Source organism: Paramesorhizobium leguminum, assembly GCF_003217235.1.
Lineage (GTDB): Bacteria > Pseudomonadota > Alphaproteobacteria > Rhizobiales > Rhizobiaceae > Paramesorhizobium > Paramesorhizobium leguminum.
The window spans coordinates 114,966-136,683 of record NZ_QJTF01000004.1; the positions used below are offsets into that span (position 1 = coordinate 114,966).

Annotated in this window: 17 protein-coding genes, 1 tRNA gene and 1 riboswitch; of the genes, 11 read left to right on the forward strand and 7 right to left on the reverse strand. The window is 59.9% G+C overall.

Translation table 11 applies throughout. The annotated features are described in order from the left end of the window. Position 1: 1 nt before the first annotated feature. Positions 2-889 carry a LysR family transcriptional regulator gene (locus C7477_RS04890; protein WP_110749810.1) on the reverse strand — a complete coding sequence of 296 codons (888 nt, stop codon included), beginning with the start codon at positions 887-889 and terminating at the stop codon, positions 2-4. 110 nt (positions 890-999) lie between these two features. Here C7477_RS04890 and C7477_RS04895 point away from each other — a divergent pair, with 110 nt between their 5' ends. Then, positions 1,000-2,013, forward strand: a complete 1,014-nt coding sequence (locus tag C7477_RS04895) for a YeiH family protein (RefSeq protein ID WP_110749606.1) — start codon at positions 1,000-1,002, stop codon at positions 2,011-2,013. Positions 2,014-2,264: 251 nt separating this feature from the next. Here C7477_RS04895 and rpsA read toward each other — a convergent pair whose 3' ends face one another. The 3 genes from rpsA to aroA all read right to left on the reverse strand — a co-directional run bounded on the left by rpsA (position 2,265) and on the right by aroA (position 6,110). Continuing rightward, positions 2,265-3,965 (reverse strand): 30S ribosomal protein S1, encoded by a 1,701-nt coding sequence (gene rpsA, locus C7477_RS04900; protein WP_110749608.1) that lies wholly within the window; start codon positions 3,963-3,965, stop codon positions 2,265-2,267. A gap of 142 nt (positions 3,966-4,107) precedes the next feature. Next, positions 4,108-4,758, reverse strand: coding sequence for a (d)CMP kinase (gene cmk / locus C7477_RS04905; RefSeq protein ID WP_110749610.1), 651 nt, complete (start codon positions 4,756-4,758; stop codon positions 4,108-4,110). Beyond that, on the reverse strand, positions 4,755-6,110 hold the full coding sequence (aroA, locus tag C7477_RS04910; protein WP_110749612.1) for a 3-phosphoshikimate 1-carboxyvinyltransferase: 1,356 nt from the start codon (positions 6,108-6,110) through the stop codon (positions 4,755-4,757). The genes cmk and aroA overlap by 4 nt, the downstream gene beginning before the upstream one ends. Before the next feature lie 220 nt (positions 6,111-6,330). Here aroA and C7477_RS04915 point away from each other — a divergent pair, with 220 nt between their 5' ends. The 4 genes from C7477_RS04915 to C7477_RS04930 all read left to right on the forward strand — a co-directional run bounded on the left by C7477_RS04915 (position 6,331) and on the right by C7477_RS04930 (position 7,938). Beyond that, complete coding sequence (locus C7477_RS04915) at positions 6,331-6,720, forward strand: TIGR02300 family protein (protein ID WP_110749812.1); 390 nt, start codon at positions 6,331-6,333, stop codon at positions 6,718-6,720. Positions 6,721-6,932: 212 nt separating this feature from the next. Then, positions 6,933-7,008 (forward strand) — tRNA-Ala (locus tag C7477_RS04920). A 138-nt stretch (positions 7,009-7,146) separates the two neighbouring features. After that, positions 7,147-7,332, forward strand: coding sequence for a hypothetical protein (locus C7477_RS19140; RefSeq protein ID WP_110749614.1), 186 nt, complete (start codon positions 7,147-7,149; stop codon positions 7,330-7,332). Between the two features lie 267 nt (positions 7,333-7,599). Beyond that, positions 7,600-7,938 carry a hypothetical protein gene (locus C7477_RS04930; RefSeq protein WP_110749616.1) on the forward strand — a complete coding sequence of 113 codons (339 nt, stop codon included), beginning with the start codon at positions 7,600-7,602 and terminating at the stop codon, positions 7,936-7,938. 34 nt (positions 7,939-7,972) lie between these two features. Here the strand turns inward: C7477_RS04930 and C7477_RS04935 are convergent, their stop codons facing one another. Then, positions 7,973-9,253, reverse strand: a complete 1,281-nt coding sequence (locus tag C7477_RS04935) for an MFS transporter (RefSeq protein WP_110749618.1) — start codon at positions 9,251-9,253, stop codon at positions 7,973-7,975. 368 nt (positions 9,254-9,621) lie between these two features. Between C7477_RS04935 and C7477_RS04940 the strand changes: the two genes are divergently transcribed. From C7477_RS04940 to C7477_RS04955, 4 genes are all read left to right on the forward strand, one after another. Beyond that, positions 9,622-10,167 (forward strand): SH3 domain-containing protein, encoded by a 546-nt coding sequence (locus C7477_RS04940; RefSeq protein ID WP_110749620.1) that lies wholly within the window; start codon positions 9,622-9,624, stop codon positions 10,165-10,167. Between the two features lie 258 nt (positions 10,168-10,425). Beyond that, positions 10,426-12,381: an autotransporter assembly complex protein TamA gene (locus C7477_RS04945; RefSeq protein WP_110749622.1), complete on the forward strand. Its 1,956-nt coding sequence runs from the start codon at positions 10,426-10,428 to the stop codon at positions 12,379-12,381. Further along, the gene (locus tag C7477_RS04950) at positions 12,378-16,688 is read left to right on the forward strand and encodes a translocation/assembly module TamB domain-containing protein (protein ID WP_425373514.1); all 4,311 of its coding nucleotides are present in this window, start codon (positions 12,378-12,380) and stop codon (positions 16,686-16,688) included. The genes C7477_RS04945 and C7477_RS04950 overlap by 4 nt, the downstream gene beginning before the upstream one ends. 80 nt (positions 16,689-16,768) lie before the next feature. Further along, on the forward strand, positions 16,769-17,479 hold the full coding sequence (locus C7477_RS04955) for a L,D-transpeptidase (protein WP_110749624.1): 711 nt from the start codon (positions 16,769-16,771) through the stop codon (positions 17,477-17,479). Positions 17,480-17,590: 111 nt separating this feature from the next. Here the strand turns inward: C7477_RS04955 and C7477_RS04960 are convergent, their stop codons facing one another. Both C7477_RS04960 and C7477_RS04965 read right to left on the reverse strand, forming a co-directional pair. After that, positions 17,591-18,763, reverse strand: coding sequence for a GGDEF domain-containing protein (locus C7477_RS04960; RefSeq protein ID WP_110749626.1), 1,173 nt, complete (start codon positions 18,761-18,763; stop codon positions 17,591-17,593). Positions 18,764-19,017: 254 nt separating this feature from the next. Further along, positions 19,018-20,298: a D-amino acid dehydrogenase gene (locus C7477_RS04965; protein ID WP_110749629.1), complete on the reverse strand. Its 1,281-nt coding sequence runs from the start codon at positions 20,296-20,298 to the stop codon at positions 19,018-19,020. Positions 20,299-20,533: 235 nt separating this feature from the next. Further along, positions 20,534-20,621, reverse strand: a riboswitch (glycine riboswitch). A gap of 101 nt (positions 20,622-20,722) precedes the next feature. Between C7477_RS04965 and C7477_RS04970 the strand changes: the two genes are divergently transcribed. Together C7477_RS04970 and bluB are read left to right on the forward strand one after the other, a co-directional pair. Next, entirely contained in the window at positions 20,723-20,959 is a 237-nt protein-coding gene (locus tag C7477_RS04970) for an Lrp/AsnC ligand binding domain-containing protein (protein ID WP_110749631.1), read from the forward strand. A gap of 7 nt (positions 20,960-20,966) precedes the next feature. After that, complete coding sequence (gene bluB / locus C7477_RS04975; RefSeq protein WP_110749633.1) at positions 20,967-21,674, forward strand: 5,6-dimethylbenzimidazole synthase; 708 nt, start codon at positions 20,967-20,969, stop codon at positions 21,672-21,674. Positions 21,675-21,718 lie beyond the last annotated feature (44 nt).

The following is a 21,718-nucleotide window of genomic DNA, read 5'->3' on the forward strand; positions in this document are numbered from 1 at the left end:
CTTACGTCTTTGTCGCGGAAAGCATTTCGGCGAGGGAATGGAATGCTTTGCTGCGGTACCGTTCCTTATGCGAAAGCATGAGAAATCGCCTTTGGGGCAGGCTGAAATTGGCCTTTACCAATTGGCCGGTTGCCAGATGCGGCGCGGCGGCGAGTTCGGAGAGAACGGCTGCATAGGTCCCCGACTGAACCGCCGAAAGCACCGCTTCGTTGGATGGCAATTCCAGCGCGATCTTGAGCGCGAGCGGATCGTAGCCCTTCGCCCGCATCGCATTCTCGAAGACCGAACGGGTTCCGGAACCGGGCTCGCGCATGATCCACTCGGCTTGCGCCATATCCTCCCATCGCAGTAGCCGGCCATCGGCCCACGGATGGCGGGCGGAAACGATGGCGACCAGCCGGTCCTCCCCCACCGGCTGGATGAGAAGCGCTGGGTCATCCACCTCGCCCTCGACGAACCCCGCATCGGCCTCCCCATCAAGAACAGCGCGAGAGACGCTCTGCGTATTTCCGACCGTCAGGCTGATGGCAATCGCCGGATAGGCCGCATGGAAGTGCGCCAGGAACGGTGGCAGCCAATAACTCGCGATTGTCTGGCTGGCGTGGATGCGTAAAGCGCCGCGCTTCAGCCCGCCGAGTTCGGAAAGCGCCAGTTCGGCTGCCTGTGCCCGCGCCAGCACGGCCCGCGCTTCATCGAGGAAAATTCTCGCCGCACCCGTCATCTCGATACGCCGTCCGATCCGGTTGAAGAGCACCGTGCCGTAACGCTCTTCAAGCGCGCGAATGGCGGAACTCACCGCCGATGGCGTCAGGCGCAATGCCTCCGCCGCGCGGGTGAGATGCTCACGCTCCGCGACGGCGATGAAGATCCTGAGCTGTTCGAGTGTCATGGACGGAAACGCCATCGTTCGATTTTATCGAACATAATATGCCATATTATGGAATGGATTGAACATTTAATTTTTGCGATAAAATTGGAAAATCATTCTGGAGAACGGCAATGCTGGCCGATATCAATCTCAAAATTGGCCTGATATTGCCGGGCATTTTCCTGACCGGTTGCGTTGCCGGGCTGGCGATGCTGCTGCAGATGCTGGAAATTCACTTCATCGGCCGCGCGTGGCTCGAAGGGCTGGTTCTGGCGATTCTTATCGGGGCGGCAGTCCGCACGTTTTTGCGTCCCGGCGTCCGGTTCGATGCGGGCGTGCGCTTTTCCGCCAAGACGCTGCTTGAGATCGCTATCGTCCTGCTCGGCGCTTCCATCAGCGCGGGCGCGATCGCGGCAGCCGGTCCGGCGCTTATCATCGGTATCGTGGGCGTGGTTATCGTCGCCATTATGATGAGCTATTGCATCGGCCGGTTTTTGTGCCTGCCGCATCGCCTGGCCGTGCTGGTGGCATGCGGCAATTCGATCTGCGGCAATTCCGCCATCGCCGCCACCGCTCCGGCCATCGGCGCGCATGGTGACGATATCGCGGCTTCGATAGCGTTTACCACGGTTCTGGGCGTCGTGGTGGTTCTCTTGCTGCCTCTGCTCGTACCGCTCCTCGGCCTTTCAGCGACGCAATATGGTGTTCTCGCCGGCCTCACGGTCTATGCCGTCCCACAGGTGCTGGCAGCGACCGCGCCCGTCGCGCAATTGAGCGTCCAGCTCGGCACGCTGGTCAAGCTCGTACGCGTGCTGATGCTGGGACCCGTCATTCTCGTTCTCGCTCTCACCGGCGCAGGAAACGGTATCGGAAAGCCATCGCTCCACCGCCTTGTCCCGTGGTTCATAGTCGGCTTCCTCGCGATGATGGCGCTTGGCTCATTCGGGTTCATCCCCTCCGCCCTGCACGCCCCCATGGAAACGACTGCGACATTCCTCACTGTTTTCTCCATGGCTGCCCTGGGCCTGGGCGTCGATGTGCGCACCGTCGCCCGCTCCGGCGGCAGGGTAACGCTCGCCGCCGTGCTGTCGCTGCTGGCGCTGGGGACGGTGAGCTACGGTCTTATTCTCGTGCTGGGAGTCTAGAGTATTTTATTTTTAGATGGAAACAACTGTGCGCCCTTCACCCTCGTGGTTCGAGGCTCGCTACGCTCGCACCTCACCATGAGGATGAAGGGTTGCAGCGCCGCAGTAGCCCTCATCCTGAGGTGCGCAGCGAAGCGGAGCCTCGAAGGACGAGGGCGCTTGGCGATGCCATCAAAACAGGAACCGCACTAAAGAAAAACCCGCCAGTTCACACTGGCGGGTTTCGTTTTTAAGCCTTCAAAAGAACTGGCTTAGTTCTTTTCCTGCTTCTTCAGCGCGGCGCCGAGGATGTCGCCGAGCGAAGCGCCGGAATCGGTCGAGCCGTACTGGGCAACCGCTTCCTTCTCTTCGGCGATTTCCAGCGCCTTGATCGAGACCTGCAGCTTGCGGGTCTTCTTGTCGAAGGCGATCACGCGGGCATCGACCTTCTGGCCGACCGAGAAACGCTCAGGGCGCTGCTCGTCGCGGTCGCGCGACAGGTCCGCGCGGCGGATGAACGACTCGACGTCGTGATCGACCAGGCGCACTTCGATGCCGCCATCGGTGATGGCAGTCACTTCGCAGGTGACGACTGCGTTCTTGCGCAGTTCGCCGGAAGCAGCCGCTTCGCCGACCTTGTCGCCGCCAAGCTGCTTGATGCCGAGCGAGATGCGCTCCTTGTCGATGTCAACGTCGAGAACGACCGCCTTGACGACGTCACCCTTGTTGTACTCCTCGATGACCTGCTCGCCCGGACGGTTCCAGTCGAGGTCTGAGAGGTGGACCATGCCGTCGACATCGCCGTCGAGGCCGATGAACAGGCCGAACTCGGTCTTGTTCTTGACTTCGCCTTCCACGACGGTGCCCGTCGGGTACTTCTGGGCGAAAGTCGTCCACGGATTGTCGAGGGTCTGCTTGAGGCCGAGCGAAATGCGGCGCTTGACCGGATCGACTTCCAGAACCACCACTTCGACTTCCTGCGAGGTCGAGAGGATCTTGCCCGGATGCACATTCTTCTTGGTCCAGGACATTTCGGAAACGTGGATCAGGCCTTCGATGCCGGGCTCGATCTCGACGAACGCACCGTAGTCGGTGATGTTCGTGACAGTACCGGTGATCTTGTGGCTGACCGGATACTTCGCGCCGATGCCATCCCACGGATCGCTCTCGAGCTGCTTCATGCCGAGCGAGATACGATGGGTTTCCTGGTTGATGCGGATGATCTGCACCTTGACCGTCTGGCCGATATTGAGAATCTCGGACGGATGGTTGACGCGGCGCCATGCCATGTCGGTGACGTGCAGCAGGCCGTCGATACCGCCGAGGTCCACGAACGCACCGTAATCGGTGATGTTCTTGACCATGCCTTCGACAACCTGGCCCTCTTCGAGGTTCTGCACGATTTCCGAACGCTGTTCGGCGCGCGACTCTTCAAGAACCGTACGGCGCGAGACGACGATGTTGCCGCGGCGCTTGTCCATCTTGAGGATTTCGAAGGGCTGCGGGTTGTGCATCAGCGGAGTGACGTCGCGGATCGGACGGATATCGACCTGGCTGCGCGGCAGGAAGGCCACGGCGCCGTCGAGATCGACCGTGAAGCCGCCCTTGACCTGGTTGAAGATGACGCCCTCGACGCGTTCGCCGGCGTTGAACTTCTGTTCCAGCTTGACCCAGCTCTCTTCGCGGCGAGCCTTCTCGCGCGAGAGAACCGCTTCGCCAAGGGCGTTTTCGATGCGCTCGACATAGACTTCGACGGTATCGCCCGGCTTCATCGAGCCGTCTTTGCCCTTGGCGCCGAATTCCTTCAGCGGCACGCGGCCTTCGACCTTGAGACCGGCGTCGATGACGGCCATGTCTTTTTCGATGGCGACGATACGGCCCTTGACGACGTAACCTTCCGCAAGATCATTATTGAGGAAGGACTCGGCGAGGAGGGCTTCGAAATCCTCCCGCGTGGGGTTTGCTTGTGACATGTAATCTCCTGGTGTACCCGGAAATCATCCTCGGGCACGGCGCCGGTGGGTTTGTGTTTCGTTTTGCCTGCGTCCAATCCGCCCTTTGAGGGCTATCCGGCGCGGGGACCGGAGGCAGGCAAGTCTGTCATGCGTATATGGATCAGGCTTGGCTTTTGGCCAATGCCTCATCGACCAGCCGTTTGGCGGCCAGAAACGCCGTTTCTATATCCATTTCGGTCGTATCTAGCAAGTGCGCATCGTCAGCCGGTTTGAGCGGCGAATCGGTGCGGCCCATATCGCGCGCGTCGCGCCGTTCGAGGTCGGCGAGGATCGCGGCCAGATCCGCCTCGCCGTCACCAGCCAAAATCTCCGCATGGCGACGTTTGGCGCGCGCTTGCGCCGAGGCCGTCACATAGAGCTTCACCGGCGCATCCGGGCAGACCACCGTGCCGATATCGCGCCCGTCCAGCACCGTTCCGGGCAGCGTTTGCGCAAAGGCGCGCTGCGCCGCCACCAGCGCCCGGCGCACGGCGGGCATAATCGCCACCTTCGATGCCGCTTCGCCCACATCGTGAGTGGCAAGCGCCTTGCGGTCGAGATGCTTGAGATCGAGATTCTGTGCCATCTCTGCCGCAATTGCTTCATTGTCAAGCGGCAGGCCGCGGTCGATGAGCGCCTTCGCCACCGCGCGATAGGTGAGCCCGGTATCGAGATGATGGAAGCCGTAATGGGCCGCGAGCCTGCGCGCCAATGTTCCCTTGCCGGAAGCTGCGGGTCCGTCGATGGCGATGGTGAACGTCTTTGCCATCATGCGACGGTTTCCGCCGTCTCGATCTTCGCCCCCAGATCCTTCATCAAATCCATGAATTCCGGGAAGCTCGTGGCGATCATTGCCGAGTCGTCGATCGTCACCGGCTTTTCCGCCGCAAGACCCATGACGAGGAAACTCATGGCGATGCGGTGATCGAGATGGGTGGCGACCGTTCCGCCACCGATGCCTTTGCCGCCCGGTGTGCCGCGCACGGTCAGCGATGCCTCGCCTTCCGCGCATTCGACGCCATTGGCCTTGAGCCCATCGGCGACGGCGGAGAGGCGGTCGGATTCCTTGACGCGCAGTTCCTCAAGCCCATCCATGATCGTCTCGCCTTCCGCGAAGGCGGCAGCTACGGCGAGGACTGGGTATTCGTCGATCATCGAAGGGGCGCGTTCGGGCGGAACGCTCACGCCTTTCAGCTCCGATGCGCGGACGCGCAAATCGGCGACATCCTCGCCGCCGGCAAGCCGCGCGTTGAGGATTTCGATATTTGCGCCCATCTCCTGCAGGGTGAGAATCAGCCCGGTGCGGGTCGGGTTCATCAGCACGTTGCGGATCGTTACATCGGACCCCGGCACGATGAGCGCGGCCACCAGCGGGAAGGCGGTCGAAGAGGGATCGCCCGGCACGTCGATCGTCTGGCCCTTGAGTTCGCCCTGTCCGACAATGCGGATATGGCGTACGCCTTCCCGGTCGGTTTCCACCGTCAGGTCGGCGCCGAAGCCCTGCAGCATCTTTTCCGTATGGTCCCGCGTCATGATCGGCTCGATGACCGTGGTGATTCCCGGCGTATTCAACCCTGCGAGCAGCACCGCCGATTTCACCTGCGCGGAAGCCATCGGCACACGGTAGATGATAGGCGCCGCCGTCTTTGGGCCATGGAGAGTAAGCGGCAGGCGGTCGCCCTCGGCGGACTTCACCTGCACGCCCATCTCGCGCAACGGACCCAGCACGCGGCCCATCGGGCGCTTGGAGAGCGAGGCGTCGCCGATGAAGGTGGTTTCCATGTCATAGGTGCCGACCAGCCCCATGGTGAGGCGCGCGCCGGTGCCGGCATTGCCGAAATCGAGCGGCGTTTCCGGCTCGAGCAGGCAGCCATTGCCCGTGCCCTGGATGATCCAGGTTTCGCCGTCCTTGCGGATGTCGGCGCCCATGGCCTGCATGGCGCGGCCGGTGTTGATCACATCCTCGCCTTCCAGCAGCCCGGTGATGCGGGTCTCGCCTGAAGCAAGGCCGCCGAACATGAAGGAGCGGTGCGAGATTGACTTGTCGCCGGGAATGCGGATGTCGCCGGCGAGATCGCGCGAGCGGCCGGCGGTGGCGGGTTTGGGGGTAGCGGAATGGGACATGGTGGAGCATTCGTCCGCGTGAGACATTATTAACAAAAGCGGAGTTCACTAACACAGCTTGGACGCATGGTCATCCGGCAATGTGGCTCTCTATAGCCATAAGCTTTGACAAAGGTGATAAATTGCGCTTAAGGACCGAAAATATCGAAAGAGGCGTATCCCTTCAGCCCGGCGCGGAGAATGGGATATGCTTCCAAGCCAGTCAGCAGCGAGGCTCCCCGTGGTAAAACCCGAACTTGGCACAAAACGCATCTGCCCTGAAACGGGCCGCAAATTCTACGATCTGAACCGCGATCCGATCGTCTCGCCCTATACGGGCCAGTCCTATCCGCGCTCCTATTTCGAATCGGCCATTGATTCTCACGTCGTGGAAGACGAGACCGAGGAGGAAGAGGTCGATGTCGTTCTCGAGAAGCCCGAGTTTGTCTCGCTCGAAGAGGCCGACGACGAAGCCAAGGGCGCCGATGATCTGCCCGATCTCGGCGATGACGAGGTGGAAATCGACGACGGCGACGATGATCCCTTCCTCGAGGAAGAGGAAGACGCGGACGATGACGACGTCACCGGCATCTTGGGCGGCGGCGTAGGCTCTGACGACGAAGAGCATTAATCGGCTTTTTCATTTCATGCGGCGTGGAATTTCGCGCCGCATGAAAATAAATCGCATCCGGCTAAAAGAGATGCGATTTAGAGCTTGATCTTCGCGCCGGCGCCCTTTAATAAGCCGCCTCGTCAGGGCGTTGCTCTGGCGGTTCTGCCCGGAAATTTCCGAGTATGAGCATGGTCGTGAAAGGCTGCGGGCTTTTCGATCATGCGAGTGTTGGGGCCATAGCTCAGCTGGGAGAGCGCCTGCATGGCATGCAGGAGGTCAGCGGTTCGATCCCGCTTGGCTCCACCAATATCCCCGTAATCCACCGCTCCATAAAATTTTATTTAATTCGATTGCAATCGAGATTTGTTAACGCTTTGTTAACTACATCGGCGTTAGACTTTTCCAAGTTCATTCGGTTGCGGTTGGGTCTCTGGGGGCAGGGCTATGCTACGATACAGGTTCGATCAGAGAGCCATACTGCTTGAAGCAATTGCTGAACTGCTTAATCGCGGTTTGGGCCGGGATGAAATTGATATCTACTTGAGCCGCATCGGGCCGGTCGATCTTGATCTTTTCCGGGAATGCCTTGGCGATGTTCTGGACTATTCCGAGAGCAGGGCTGCTGCGTAAACGAGATAAAGAGCTTGGGCGGATGCAGTTGGTTGCAATGGGATATTGACCGTCCTATATTGAATTTATCGAATCCATCTCCGCTTTTGACCACGGATGTACTGGCACAGGTGTTGAGATGAGTGAAGAAGGTCGGGCTTGCCCGGCCTTTTTTATTGCCGGTTTTTGTCTCGCGCCCTCGCGGACACGTTCTTTTTATTGATCGCCGCTATACGCAGAAAAACCTATATTGTAGGAGTATCCCATGGATGGGATGCGGAGGAGTTCATGCGGGATCGCAGACTTGTTTTTTTGCTCGGGGCGCTCGGGCTGGCGATTGCCGCCTTCGCCTATTATTATCTGACGAGCAATGCTGGCCTTGAGCGGCCTCTTCTGCATGATGCGGTGAAAGAGCCGGCCGCCGCGCCATCCTCCACGCCGCCCGCCAATGATGCATCCGCCATTCAGAAGGCTGGATGCAGGCAGAGCCTCACGGATCTGGGGCTATACCAGTCCGGAAACGCTTCTCCCGATATCCGCCCGCGTGATATTTTGAGCGCCGAGGTGCGCTACTGTGTTGAGGCCGGCATCCTGACGAAACAGGAAACCGCCGGCCTCGAATTCTGATCGGAATTCTATTCCCAGAATCTATTCCGAGAATCTATTCCTTGTCGTTAAGTGTGATGAAGGCGAGGCCGATCAGCGAGAGGATCGCCGCCGCCAGCATGTAATAACCGACATAGGCGAAGCCGTAATTGGTGGCGAGCCATGTGGCTATGTAGGGTGCCAGCGACGCCCCGATGATCCCGGCCAGATTGAATGCAAGTGAAGCGCCCGTATAGCGAACGGCGGTCGGGAAGGGTTCGGCCAGCACCGCGCCGAGCGGGCCATAGGTCATGCCCATCAGGCCGAAGCCGATGATGAGGAAGGCCAGGACACCAGGTGCGCCCGCGCCGAAGAGCGGAGCCATGATCAGGCCGTAAGCGCCGATCAGCACCGTTACGATGACCATGACGGCGCGCATGCCGTAACGGTCGGAGAGAAGCGCCGAGAACGGGATCGTCAGGCCGAAAGCACAGACGCCGATCATCTGCAGCACGAGGAATTCCTCGCGGCCGTAGCCCAGCGCGCGGGTGCCCCAGCCAAGCGAGAAGACGGTCATCAGATAGAACAGCACGAAGGTCGCCACCGCGCCGATCGTTCCAAGCAGCAGGTTGAGCTTGTGCTTCCGGAACAGTTGCGCCGCGGGAACGGCGACGCGCTCAGCCTTGTCTATGGCCTTCTGGAATTCCGGCGTTTCGGCAATCCGAAGACGGATGAACAGGCCGACGGCGACCAGAACGGAACTCGCGATGAAGGGGATACGCCAGCCATAGGCGAAGAACTGTTCGTCGGTCATCACTGCGCCCAGCACCAGGAAAATGCCGTTTGCCAGAATGAACCCGGCCGGCGCGCCCAGCTGCGGGAACATGCCGTACCAGCTGCGCTTGCCTTCCGGCGCATTCTCGGTGGCAAGCAGCACCGCGCCACCCCATTCGCCTCCAAGGCCGAGGCCTTGGCCCAGGCGGCAGAGCGCCAGCAGGAGCGGCGCCATGACGCCGATCGAGGCGTAGGTCGGCAGGAAACCGATGGCCACCGTCGAAAGGCCCATGGTCATCAGCGCGGCGACGAGCGTTGCCTTGCGGCCGATCCTGTCACCGAAATGGCCGAAAATCGCCGCGCCGAACGGGCGTGCGAAAAAGGCGATGGCGAAGGTGGCGAACGATTGAAGCAGCGCGGAATTGCCGTCGCTGGCCGGGAAGAAAAGATGCGGGAATACGATTACCGCAGCCGTGGCGTAAATGTAGAAATCGAAGAACTCGATGGTCGTGCCGATCATGCTCGCGGACAGGACACGGCGAGCGGAATTTATCGGCGGCGCAAGTGTTTCAGCGACTGTCATCTTTCATACCCACTATTGTTTCTTCATATCCAATGGAGCGGGCCGTCGGGGGAGCCGAGAAAAAGCCCGATATAAGGCTTCTTTAAGGCGGCTAGGTATGAAAGAAAAGGGATAATTCCTCTCTCCAGAAGAAATATAATTACGCCCCCGCGGCGCAGCGCTTCCACTACAGCGGCCAACCAAGATAGCTAAAGGCGATGCGTAGTATTTTAATTGCCGTACTTGGAAACGTATCGGAACTTACATTAGGTTAAATCCAAATTTCATAGTTATTATTCTATTATAAACTCTATCGCCGTAATTTACTTGCGAGATTGCTCGTCTCAACTATCGTTTTTTCGGTATCTAATCTTTGCAGAGGATTTGGCATGAAGTTACGTAGCGGTATTTTTTCTGCGGTCCTTCTGTCGGCTGCACTGTTCTCGTCCGCTGCTCTGGCGGAGCTCGCCTATACGGTCGGATCGCTCAATGTCAGGACGGGGCCGGGCCCGGGATATCCCCGCGTGGCGACATTGCCCGGCGGTTATGCGGTCGATATCCGCGCCTGCAGTGGCGCCTGGTGCCGTGTCAACGCGGCCGGCATTACCGGCTGGACATCCGCCCGTTATCTTTCCGTCGGCTCCGCTCCAACGCCTGTTGCCCCCAGCTATTCGACCAGCACCGTGATCATTGGCGGGGGCGATCCTTTCTGGGACGATGACGATGATGGTTTCTGGAGCCCCGGTCCGGGCTGGGGACCGCCGCCCTATTGGCATCGCCATCGCCCGTGGGGGCCAGGTCCCTTCTGGGGCGGCCCGCGCTGGCCGGCTGGGCCGCGTTGGGGACGTCCGAGCTTTGGCGGTCCCGGTCCAGCCTTTCCGCCCCCCTGGCGCGGCGGCGGCCCTAATACATCTTCGCCGGCAAGTCGCCGATAGGCCAATTCAATCGTCAAGAGATGAAATCCCGCCGGAAATGGCGGGATTTTTGCATTTGTTTTTAGCTGGATGGTTCTTGACCAAAAGTCCGCGATTTTTCAGGGATCATGCTTTACCGCGATAATTAACAATTCATTGACGTAAAATCTCGGATTTTAAACGTGTGTTTTGCCGTCCTTTCACAGCTGTGCTATTGCGATTCATGTCCTTTGGGGGAGGGCCTTCTTGAATTCTTAAAGAGTGAGCCGAATTTTTTTGATGAGAGGACCATTTCGAAAAATCGGCATTTTCGCGCTGCTTCTTACCGGGCAGGTTTCTCCGCTCGGCGTTTCTCCCGCCGCTGCATTCGATTTATTCGGCATCCACCTTTGGGGTGAGAAAAAAGAAACGGCCGACGCGTCGATCACCGACCCCAAGCGCTACAAGGTTCAGGTTGCTATCACCGGCAATGCGCGCAATCATGACGGCCGCGAAAGCGATGCCAAGGAAACGGTCGAAGGCGCTTCCAGCCTTGTCGCGGATGAGGACAAGCCCGTCTCCGGCGCGGCCGGGCTTCTCGCCAAGGCGAGGGGCGATTATCGCCGCATACTCCAGGCGCTTTATGGCGATGGCCGCTATGGCGGCACGATCAGCATCAAGGTGAACGGCCGCGAGGCGGCGGACATCCCCATTGATGCGGAATTGCCCAGCGAGTCAGCGGTGGTGATATCGGTTGATCCCGGTCCCCAGTTTCTTTTTGCGCGAACCAGCATCAGCGAGCTTGCCCCGCCGCCATCAGATCCGCGCGATGCGGTGAAATCGTCGGAAGACGAAGGCTTTGCACCGGGCAAGGTCGCCGTTTCCGGCACCATCGTCAAAGCCGAGCTTCTTGCCGTCGATGGCTGGCGCCGGCAAGGCTTCGCCAAGGCGAAAACCACGAAGGAAAGCGTCGTCGCCGATCATCGCAATGATTCGGTCGATGTCGATATCGCAGTCGATCCCGGACGGCGCGCTCATTACGGTTCTGTGGCCGTCAAAGGCACCGAGCGCATGGACCCGCAATTCGTCGCGAGGCAGACGGGGCTGAAACCGGGCGAGGTGTATAATCCGCGCGATATCGAGCGCGCCCGCAAACGGCTGAACCGGCTCGAAGTCTTCCGCGCCGCCACGATCACCGAAGCGGACGAAATCGAACCGGACGGCACATTGCCCATGACGCTGACGGTGCAGGAGCGCCCATTGCGCCGTTTCGGCGTAGGCGGCAGCTATTCCACGCTTGATGGCGCCGGGCTCGAAACCTATTGGATGCATCGCAATTTGTTCGGCAAGGCGGAGCGGCTGCGTTTCGATGCGAAGGTCAGCGGCGTCGGATCGACGGACAAGAAAGCCTTCGACCCCAAGAATTATAGCTATCTCGCCGGCGTCACCTTTACCAAGCCCGGCATCTTCACGCCGGATACCGATTTCGTCTCCTCGCTCATCGCGGAGCAAGAGGTGCTGGACGCCTATACCCGGACGGCGATCACCGCGCAGGCAGGCTTGACCCATATCTTCAACGACGAGCTGAAGGGCCGCGCTTTCGCGACTGTTTCCCGCGCGCGTTTCGACGACGATTATTTCGGCAAGCGGGATTTCCTGACTGCCGGCGTGCTGGGTGGTCTCACCTATGACAGCCGCGACAAACCTGCGGACGCCACATCAGGCTATTTCCTCGAAGGGGTGGTTGAGCCATTCCACGAGTTCGAATACGGCAATTTCGCCGCCAAATTCACCGCCGAAGGCCGCACCTATTACGGTTTCGGCGAAGATGACCGGGTCGTCCTGGCTGGACGCCTGAAACTCGGCGCGCTGGCTGGACCATCGGCTTCGGAACTGCCGCCCGACAAGCTGTTCTTCGCAGGTGGCGGCGGGTCGATTCGCGGTTATGCGTATCGCAATGTTGGCGTCGTCACATCGACCGGCGTGGTCATCGGCGGCCGCTCGCTGGTCGAGACATCGGCTGAAGTGCGCGCGCGGGTGACGGAGGATATCGGCATCGTCGGCTTTGTCGATGCCGGTTATGTGGGAGAGAACACGCTGCCCGACTTCTCGGAAGAGATGAGCATCGGCGTTGGCGGCGGCGTGCGTTATCAGACCGGCCTGGGGCCCATCCGCCTCGATGTGGCAGTTCCGCTGAACCGCCGCCATGGCGATCCGAGCGTGGCATTCTACGTTGGTATAGGACAGGCGTTTTGACCAAGCTGCTCGCAATCCTCGCCTTTTTCCTCGCCGCTTTTCCAGCGTTCGCGCAGGAAAATGCGCCCGCTTTTCCGCAAGAAAATGCGGAAGAAGAGAAGTCGTATTTCCTCTCATTCGTGGAAAATCAGCTTTCCACGCCGAATCGCCGCATCACCATTTCGGGCATTCAGGGTGCGCTTTCATCGGAGGCGACCATCGGCTCCATCACCGTCGCTGATCGCGAGGGCGTGTGGCTCAGCGTCACCAATGCGCGCATCGTCTGGAGCCGCGCGGCGCTTTTGACGGGACGGCTCAGCATCCAGACACTTGCCGCCGACCGCATAGACTTTACGCGCAAGCCTTTGCCGGATGAGAGCCTGCCCGCGCCGGAGACGAGCGGGTTCAGCCTGCCGGAACTGCCGCTCGCTATCAATCTCGACCAGTTGAACATCGCGCGTCTGACATTCGGCAAGGATGTCTTCGGGCTCGCCTCCGTGGTTTCCGCCGCAGGCAGGCTCAGGCTGGAGGATGGCTCGCTCGATACGGCGCTCGATATCCGGCGGCTCGACGGGCCGGGCGGCCAGCTCCATTTGACCGCCGCCTACGTCAAGAAGACGCGAAACCTCGATCTGAACTTTAAACTCGCTGAACCGGCAAATGGCATCGTCGCCAATCTTCTGGAAATCGAAGGCCGCCCGCCCGTTGACCTGACGCTCGCCGGTTCGGGCCCGCTGGATGATATCGATCTCAATCTCGCGCTCGACGCCGCGCAAAAGCGTGTGCTGACGGGCCTCGTGACTTTGGACAAACAGGCTGGCGGTCTCGGCTTCCGTAGTGATTTTCGCGGGCCCATCGCGGTCCTCGTGCCACCTGCCTTCCGGGATTTCTTCGGCGCAGAGACGGTGCTTGCCGCCCATGGCCTCGTCAAGGATGCGGGCGGGGTGCGGATCGATGGCGTCGACCTGACCAGCGCGGCGTTGAATCTCACCGCCGCCGCCGAGACGGGCGCGGATGGGTTCCTCAATCGGCTGCGTGTCGATGCGCGGCTTGCCGATCCGGCTGGCAAAAAGGTGGTTCTGCCGGTGCCGGGCGGCCAGACGACGGTGGAGCGCGCGGCGCTGCATGTTGCCTTTGGCGACCGCCCCACCAATGACTGGACCGGCTCGCTCGATATAAACAACCTCGCCAGCGGTGATATCTCGGCAAGGGACATCGCGCTGAAAATGGGCGGCCTTGCGGAAAACCTTGAATTGCCCACGGCGCGGCATATCACCTTCGATGTTGCCGGCAATGTTTCCGGGATTACCTCGCCGCGCGCCGATATCGCACAAGCGCTGGGCGACCGCATCACGCTTGCCGCTGATGGTGCATGGCAGGCCGGAACGCCGATACGTATAGCGAAGGCGGAGCTTGCCGGAAACGGCCTCAGCGTTGGCTTGAAAGGCGATATCAAGGATTACGCCTTCACCGGCAATACAAGCGTAAAGGCCGAAAGCATCGCGCCGTTCTCGCAGCTCGCCGGGCGCGACCTTGCTGGTCGTCTTGATTTGAACGCGGATGGCACGATCCATCCGCTTTCCGGCGCCTTCGATCTGGCGCTCGCCGGTAACGCCACCGGAATGCGCATCGGCAATGAGGTGGTGGACCGGATTATCGCCGGTGAAACTCAGCTGAGCGGCGGCGTCGCGCGTGATGAAAAGGGCATCACCGCCCGCAATTTCCGCATCGGCAACCCCCAGAGCGAAATCACCGCCAACGGCAACTTCTCCTCGAAATCGGCGGATTTCGATTTCGGCGTCGCCTTGGCCGATCTGGCGCTTCTTTCCGAAAAAGCGTCCGGCAAGCTGACCCTTAACGGCAGCGCAAAGGGGCAGGAGGACAAGATCGCGCTGGCGGTGAAAGCCGCCGTGCCGCAGGGAATGTTGGCCGGTCGCAAGCTCTCGGATGGGGCGGTCAATTTCAACGGTTCGCTGGACAAGGGCCAATTGAACGGCCAGATACAAGGGCTCGCTTTTCTCAATGGCGAGCGCGTCGATCTCTCCAGCTTGCTTAGCCTCGCCAATGGTGAAAAGCGCCTGAGCGACCTTTCGTTCAATGCCGGTGGTACGCGCATTTCCGGCGGTGTGACGCAGACGATCGATGGGCTCTATCAGGGCAAGCTGTCGCTTGACGCAACCGATATTTCCACCGCCGCTGCCCTGCTTTTGATCGAAGCGTCGGGCAAGGCGCAGGCCGATATCAGTCTTGACCACGCAGACGGACGCCAGAACGCCGATATCAACGCCACGATCCGTAATCTGAAGCTTGACGAAAACAGCATCGGCGCTGCGGATATCGCGGCGAACGCTCGCGATCTTTTCGGCGTTCCCGCAGCAAACGGCACGGTCACCGCACGCGATATGGTGATCGCCGGGCAGACAGTGGACAGTCTCGATGCCAAGGCGACGCAGGCCGGTTCGAAAACTGATTTCACTGCCAATGCAAAGCTGAACAACGGAACGACCGCCGCTGTGGCAGGCGCGCTCGAGCCGCAAAATGGCGGCTATCTCCTCTCGCTCAATTCCGCCGATCTGCGGCAGGGCGCGCTGGCCGCCCGGCTCATTCAGCCCGCGAAGATTGATGTCAAAGGTTCGAATATTTCGCTTGGCGATATTCTCCTTGATGTCGGCGGCGGTCGGGTGAGCCTCAGCGGCGCCGTGGCGGATACGCTGGGCCTCTCGGTTGCGATCCGCGACCTGCCGCTGGCGATTGCCAATACGCTGCGGCCGGACTTGGAACTTGGCGGAACCGTCAATGGCACCGCAAGCATCACCGGAGCCCGTGCGAACCCAAACGCAACATTCGAACTGAGCGGCGCGGGTCTGGCCGCCAAGCCGCTGCGCGACAATGGCCTGAGCCCCCTCACGCTCCACGCGGCTGGGCGCTATGCCGACAAGGCGGTCGATCTCTCCTCCGCCACGATAGATGGCCCGCAGGGCTTCATGCTTTCGGCCAAGGGCCGCGTGCCGATTTCAGGTTCCGGGTTGGGGGTCGATGTGACCGGCAGCGTGCCGCTCGCGCTCGCCAACCGCTTCGTCGCCGATCGCGGCGCGCAAGCTTCCGGCACGCTGTCCTTGACCGCCAATGTTTCGGGCAGCGTCGACAAGCCTTCGGTTCGGGGCATGTTCTCGACAAGCGGCGCGCGGTTCACCGATCCGGAAACCAATGTCCAGTTGCGCGATATCAACATCATGGGCAGCATGGACGGGCAGACGGTGACCATCCGCAATGCCGCCGCGGCGCTTTCCACCGGCGGCTCGATAGGCGCCAACGGCACGATCTCCATCGACCCGGCAGCCAATTTTCCGGCCGACATCCGCATCACCTTCAACCGCGCCCGTTATGCCGATGGTGATCTCATCGTGGCAACCGTCAATGGCGGCCTCGCCATCACCGGCCCGCTCGCGCGTGATCCGCTGATATCAGGCCGCATCGATGTGGAGCGAGCGGAAATCTCCGTGCCGGAACAACTGGGCGGCGGTGCGGCCAATATCGATGTGAAGCATATCTTCACGCCACCAGCCGTGGAGCGCACACTGGAGCGCGCCAAGGTTGATGGCCGCAAGGTTCCGAAGCCTACCGCCCGCCCGAGTGTTGTCCGCCTCGATGTGGAGGTCAACGCGCCGAACCGCATCTTCGTGCGCGGGCGCGGGCTGGATGTCGAGCTTGGCGGCTCAGTGCGTCTGACGGGCCCCGTCACCAATATCCATCCCATCGGAGCTTTCACGCTCACGCGCGGGCGTCTCGATCTGTTAAGCCAGCGCATCACCTTCGACGAAGGGCAGGTGACGCTGGTGGGCGACCTGAATCCGCAGCTCAATTTCGTCGCGCGGGCGCAGAAGAGCGATATCGTCGTCATTATCACAGTGACGGGTACGGTAGACGATCCGGCCATCGCCTTTTCCTCGCAGCCGGAGCTGCCGCAGGATGAGGTGCTGGCGCGGCTCATCTTCGACCGCTCGCTCAATGAGCTTTCGGCCTTCCAGATCGCCCAGCTCGCGGCGGCGGCGGCGGAGCTGGCGGGCGGCAAGAACACCTCGCTTTTGGGCAGTCTCAGGCGTAGCACCGGCCTTGACGATCTCGATATCGTCACCGACACCAAGGGCAATGCCGGCGTCCGCGCCGGGCGTTATATTCGCGATAATGTTTATCTCGGCGTCGAAGCGGGAGCGAACGGCGACACCAAGGGTACGATCAATCTCGACATCACCAAGGATTTGAAAGCCAAGGGCGCGCTCGGCACCAGCGATTCCAGCATCGGGCTTTTCTATGAGAAGGATTATTGAACGGATGCGCTCTTAACGCTTCATCAACCGTGATGTCGCATTGTCGCTCCATTCGTTGCAGTTGGGGCCGTCGAACATTCATGTCGCATCAACCGGACCATTTGAACCGCCGGGCGTTCCTTCTCGGAGCCGGCGCGGTGACGCTATCAGGCGCCGCGGGTTGTTCGCCGACTTTTGATATGTCGGGCTTCAACGTCGATTCAATGTCGACAGGGGCGATACGCCCGCAGATCAGTGTCGACAAGGCGGTCACCACGCCCGATGTCATGTATGCGGCGGTGCAGGAAGGGCCATATGCCCTGCCGGCCATTCCTTATGAGAAGGTGCCGAAACAGTTCCGCCGCCAGATTGTTCCCGATCCGACGGGCGAGGCGCCCGGCACGATCGTTGTCAGGCTGAAGGAACGCTATCTCTATCTGGTGCAGCCGGGCGGCGATGCGATCCGCTATGGCGTCGGCATCGGCAAGGCGGGCTTCCTGTGGTCGGGCCGCGCCAATATCCAGTACAAGAAACAATGGCCGCGCTGGACACCGCCGCCGGAAATGATCCAGCGCAAGCCGGAACTGGTACAATACAAAGGCGGCATGGAGGGCGGTGTGCAAAACCCTCTCGGCGCGCGCGCGCTCTATATCTTCCGCGATGGCGTCGACACCGGCTACCGTATCCACGGCTCGCCGGAATGGTGGTCCATCGGCCAATCGATGTCATCCGGCTGCGTCCGTCTCATTAACCAGGATATCATCGATCTCTATAACCGGGTTCCGGGAAAAGCGACGGTGGTGGTGGGATGAGCGCGCATGATCCCAAAAAGTTGCAGACTTTTTGGATAAGATCATGCGATTTAAAATTCAATGATCCCAAAAAGTTGCAGACTTTTTGGATAAGATCATGCGATTAAAAACTCAGGCCGCGATCCCTTCGGCATAGGTGCGGTTTCGTCCGGCCTTCTTGGCGGCATACAGAATGCCGTCGGCGCGCTTCACAGCAGCCCACAGGTCGTCGTGTTTGCGGAAACCGGTAATACCGAAACTGCAGGTAATGATCTGTGTCGGGGCCACCTTTTCGAAATGCTGGCTCTGGACCGCCTTACGGATACGCTCCGCGAAGAGATAGGCGTTTTCCACGGTCATCCCCGCCAGGACGAGGACAAACTCCTCGCCGCCGATACGGGCGACGAGATCGGTGGAGCGGATGGATTTTTTGAGGATCTGGGTGAAATGCGTCAGCACCGCATCGCCCACGGCATGGCCGTAAGTATCGTTGATGCTTTTGAAATAATCCAGATCGCAGACAATGACGCTGACCGCGGCGCGGTTGTTCCTTGCCAGAAGTTGCGGGAGATGGGTATCCAGTCCCCTGCGGTTCAGCGCCCCCGTGAGGGGATCCGTATCGCGCTCGCCACGAAGCGCTGTAATAATATCGGCGCCGGAAATGGTGATCAATCCGAGCCCGATGGTTGCGCCAAGGAGGGTGACGGATCCCTTGCTCCAGATCCAGAAGCTGGTCGTGGTCAATTCCCTGAGGCGCTCGACAGGCGGCAGATGCTGGATCGCCGTTACCGACCCGATCGTCAGGGGTATGCTCACAAAGAATTGCAGGCCTAGCGCTACCACCAGCCAAAAGAGGATGCGGTCAGTAACCGTGCCGTGCCGCAGAAAATTGGCCCGCGCCGCAAGAAAAAGGAAAATCCCGCCCATCCCGAAATTAAGAAGATAGATCCGGGCGATCAGATTTCTGTCGATATAGTAAAAGTAGGAGAGGGGTACGAGGATAGCAAAAAAGACCCCCGCGTAAAATGCCGCCGGCAGGGTGCGGTTGGATCGGCCCAGGATGCCTTTGACAAGGAGAAGACACGCACCGATATAGAGCGAGCCCGAAATAATCGCATTATAGCCTGCGTCATCAGGCATATGGGCGAACTGCACGAGCATAGCCAGGCTGAAGGCGAGAAATGACGCCCCATAGGCCAACAGGAAATTATACCTGTGTTCGGTGAGGATGATTCGGCAAGCGCCCCAGATTCCCACGAACGCAAGGGCAAAGATGGCCAGCAATATGGGTGCGATGAATGTCATCGTTTCACAAATACGAGAGACGGCATAAACGCCGCAAGACTATATTTGAAACTGAAATATGGATATTCTAAGCCCTACGGATTCCACCGGTAAAATTGATTGGAAATCATGAAAGGATTTCCACGCGAAATCTTATATAGGCTTTTCATGTTAGGACATTCAATAGCCGGCGACTTCACGTTTCACTGTGCTGTCCGTAAAATTATGGCCGGAAGCACTGCTCCGGCCATAATTATTTCTCGCTTTGGTATCTGTTATTCCGCCGCGAACTTGAAAGCCGGTTTGGACCGGTCTTCGGCGGGCAGGGCAGAGCTGATATGCCCTGCAACCATTTCCGCCGTCGCCGCGGAAAGCGTCCAGCCCAGATGGCCGTGGCCGGTATTGTAGAAGACCCGCGAGTGATTGCCCGGTCCGACGCGGGGCATCATGTCCGGCATCATCGGGCGCAGGCCCGCCCATGGCACGACGCTGGATGTGTTCATCTCAGGGAAGAGACCGGCGCTCCAGTCGATCAGCGGCTTGATGCGGTCATAGCGGATATCGCGGTTCTCGCCGTTGAACTCCGCCGTTCCCGCAACACGCAGCCGATTCGCGCCCAGCCGGCTCGTCACGATCTTGGCGTCATCGTCGAGCAGGCTCACCCAGGGCGCAGCCTTCTGGCTTTCGGTATCGTTGAGATTGATCGTGATCGAATAGCCCTTCACCGGATAGATATTGACCCGGTCGCCAAGTTGCGCGGCGAACTTGCGGCTGGCGACGCCGGCGCACACCACGAGCCCGTCGAAACGCGTCTTTTCAACTTTCGCGGCTTCACCCTTCGGCGTGATTTCACTCCATTCGACGGTCACGCCGTCATCGGCATGCGTCAGCTGCCGAACATCCGCATTGGAAATGAAGGTGACGCCCCGCTTGAGGCAGGCATCCGCCAGGCCGCGCGTGAATTTGTGAATGTCGCCGGTCGAATCCGACGGGGTGAAGAAGCCGCCGTAAAGCGGCCCGGCCAAGGCCGGTTCGATGTTGCGGATTTCCGCCGTCGAAACCGGGTGGCGATCCAGGCCGCCCGCCGTCAGCAATTTGTTGACGCGCGCCGCGTGATCGTAGCCCTTGGCGGTCTGGTAGATATGCAGGATGCCGCGGCGCTCCAAGTCGAAATCGATCTTCTCCGCCTCGGCGATCTCGAACAGATGCTTGCGCGCCTCGATGGCGAGGCGGGTGGTCGCAATCGTGTTCTTTTCGTAATTCGGAATGTTGCCGACGAACTCCGCCATCCAGGAGTATTTATGCCATGAGGGCATCGGGTTCATCAAAAGCGGCGCATCCTTGCGGAACATCCACTTGATGCCCTTCATCACGGTCGCCCAGCTGTTCCACACCTCGGCATTGGAGGCCGAAAGCTGCCCGCCATTGGCAAACGAGGTTTCCATCGCCGCGTAGCGGTTGCGGTCGAAGACGGTTACTTCATAGCCCTGACGGCTAAGGGCATAGGCAGTCGTAATGCCGGTGATTCCGGCTCCGATAATGGCGATGCGGGTCATTTCTCTTCGTTCCTTGTGACACCCGGTTTCTGCATTGCCCCCTCATTGCGGGCGGCGCGAAACCCCATCTGTCACGGAACCTGAGAGTTTCAGCCCTGCGGGAGACCAGATGTTTGTCACCTGTGTTCCGGTCCGCGGGTCCTGCCAGCGCTTCAAGGCGCCGGCCGGCTGGGCTTTTCTCCTTCGGTGGGCGCTCTGCTTTTGAACAATGCGAAACGCCACTCTCCAGATGTTCTAAACCATTCTGGTCCTTTTGCCTGAGAGTTTCCGGGGTGGTTGCTCCGTCGGCGCCGGATTTTACCGGTCTCTCCCAGATGGTCTTAACGAACCTTTTCATCATATCGCAGTTGCGAAGGCGGCACAACTCTTTTGCTGCCAGGGGTTTTTCTATAAAGCATCCTACAGTGCGAAAATGGAGAAGGTCATGAAACCGGTTTTTCTGCAATTGCAGTGCGCGCCCGGCAAGACATACGAGGTCGCCGACGCCCTGTTCGAGCGCGAGATCGTCTCCGAGCTTTATTCCACGAGCGGCGAGTTCGATCTTTTGATGAAGATTTATATCGAGGAAGGTGAGGATATCGGCAAGTTCATCAACCAGAACATCCTCGATATCCCCGGCATCGTCCGTTCGTTGACGACGCTTACCTTCCGGGCCTTTTGATCGCCTGATGCCGGAGAAGCCCGACGAGGAAGCATTCGGCGCGGCAGCAAGCTTTTCGGCTGAAGAGCGCGCTGCGCTCTACAAAGCCATCTACACGCGCCGCGACGTACGCGATGAATTCCTGCCCACCCCCATTCCCGACGATGTGCTGAAGCGGCTCCTCAACGCTGCCCACCACGCGCCTTCCGTCGGCTTCATGCAGCCGTGGAATTTCATCGTCATTCGCGACGAAAACCGCCGCGCGCGCATCCATTCGCTTTTCACCAAGGCCAATGAAGAAGCGGCGGCGATGTTCCCGCCCGAGCAGCAAGCGCTTTACCGCTCGCTCAAGCTCGAAGGCATCCGCAAGGCGCCGGTCAATCTCTGCATTACCTGTGACCGCACGCGCGGCGGCAAGGTCGTGCTGGGGCGCACCCACAACTCGCAGATGGACCTCTACAGCACCGTCTGCGCCGTGCAGAACCTCTGGCTCGCCGCCCGCGCCGAGGGCATCGGCGTCGGCTGGGTCAGTATCCTCGATGACGATGCTCTCAGACAGGCGCTTTCCATCCCCGGTCATGTCGAGATCATCGCCTATCTCTGCCTGGGCTATGTCGATCATCTCTATCAACGGCCCGAACTGGAGGTGAAAGGCTGGCGCCGCCGTTTGCCGCTCGAGGATTTGATCTTCGAAGAACAATGGAACGGCGCAGAGACGGATTCACGCGAAATTTAATTTCGCAACCTGTCCATTCTTTTGCTTTATATTGCCGATATGAT

Excerpts from the sequence above, each read along its gene's own strand:
- C7477_RS04955 (WP_110749624.1), top strand. The coding sequence starts at position 16,769 with ATGTCGCATCAACCGGACCATTTGAACCGCCGGGCGTTCCTTCTCGGA.
- bluB (WP_110749633.1), top strand. The coding sequence starts at position 20,967 with ATGCCGGAGAAGCCCGACGAGGAAGCATTCGGCGCGGCAGCAAGCTTT.
- aroA (WP_110749612.1), bottom strand. The coding sequence starts at position 6,110 with ATGTCCCATTCCGCTACCCCCAAACCCGCCACCGCCGGCCGCTCGCGC.
- rpsA (WP_110749608.1), bottom strand. The coding sequence starts at position 3,965 with ATGTCACAAGCAAACCCCACGCGGGAGGATTTCGAAGCCCTCCTCGCC.
- C7477_RS04890 (WP_110749810.1), bottom strand. The coding sequence starts at position 889 with ATGACACTCGAACAGCTCAGGATCTTCATCGCCGTCGCGGAGCGTGAG.
- C7477_RS19140 (WP_110749614.1), top strand. The coding sequence starts at position 7,147 with ATGCTACGATACAGGTTCGATCAGAGAGCCATACTGCTTGAAGCAATT.
- C7477_RS04940 (WP_110749620.1), top strand. The coding sequence starts at position 9,622 with ATGAAGTTACGTAGCGGTATTTTTTCTGCGGTCCTTCTGTCGGCTGCA.
- C7477_RS04930 (WP_110749616.1), top strand. The coding sequence starts at position 7,600 with ATGCGGGATCGCAGACTTGTTTTTTTGCTCGGGGCGCTCGGGCTGGCG.
- C7477_RS04965 (WP_110749629.1), bottom strand. The coding sequence starts at position 20,298 with ATGACCCGCATCGCCATTATCGGAGCCGGAATCACCGGCATTACGACT.
- C7477_RS04935 (WP_110749618.1), bottom strand. The coding sequence starts at position 9,253 with ATGACAGTCGCTGAAACACTTGCGCCGCCGATAAATTCCGCTCGCCGT.
- C7477_RS04895 (WP_110749606.1), top strand. The coding sequence starts at position 1,000 with ATGCTGGCCGATATCAATCTCAAAATTGGCCTGATATTGCCGGGCATT.
- C7477_RS04960 (WP_110749626.1), bottom strand. The coding sequence starts at position 18,763 with ATGACATTCATCGCACCCATATTGCTGGCCATCTTTGCCCTTGCGTTC.
- cmk (WP_110749610.1), bottom strand. The coding sequence starts at position 4,758 with ATGATGGCAAAGACGTTCACCATCGCCATCGACGGACCCGCAGCTTCC.
- C7477_RS04945 (WP_110749622.1), top strand. The coding sequence starts at position 10,426 with ATGAGAGGACCATTTCGAAAAATCGGCATTTTCGCGCTGCTTCTTACC.
- C7477_RS04970 (WP_110749631.1), top strand. The coding sequence starts at position 20,723 with ATGAAACCGGTTTTTCTGCAATTGCAGTGCGCGCCCGGCAAGACATAC.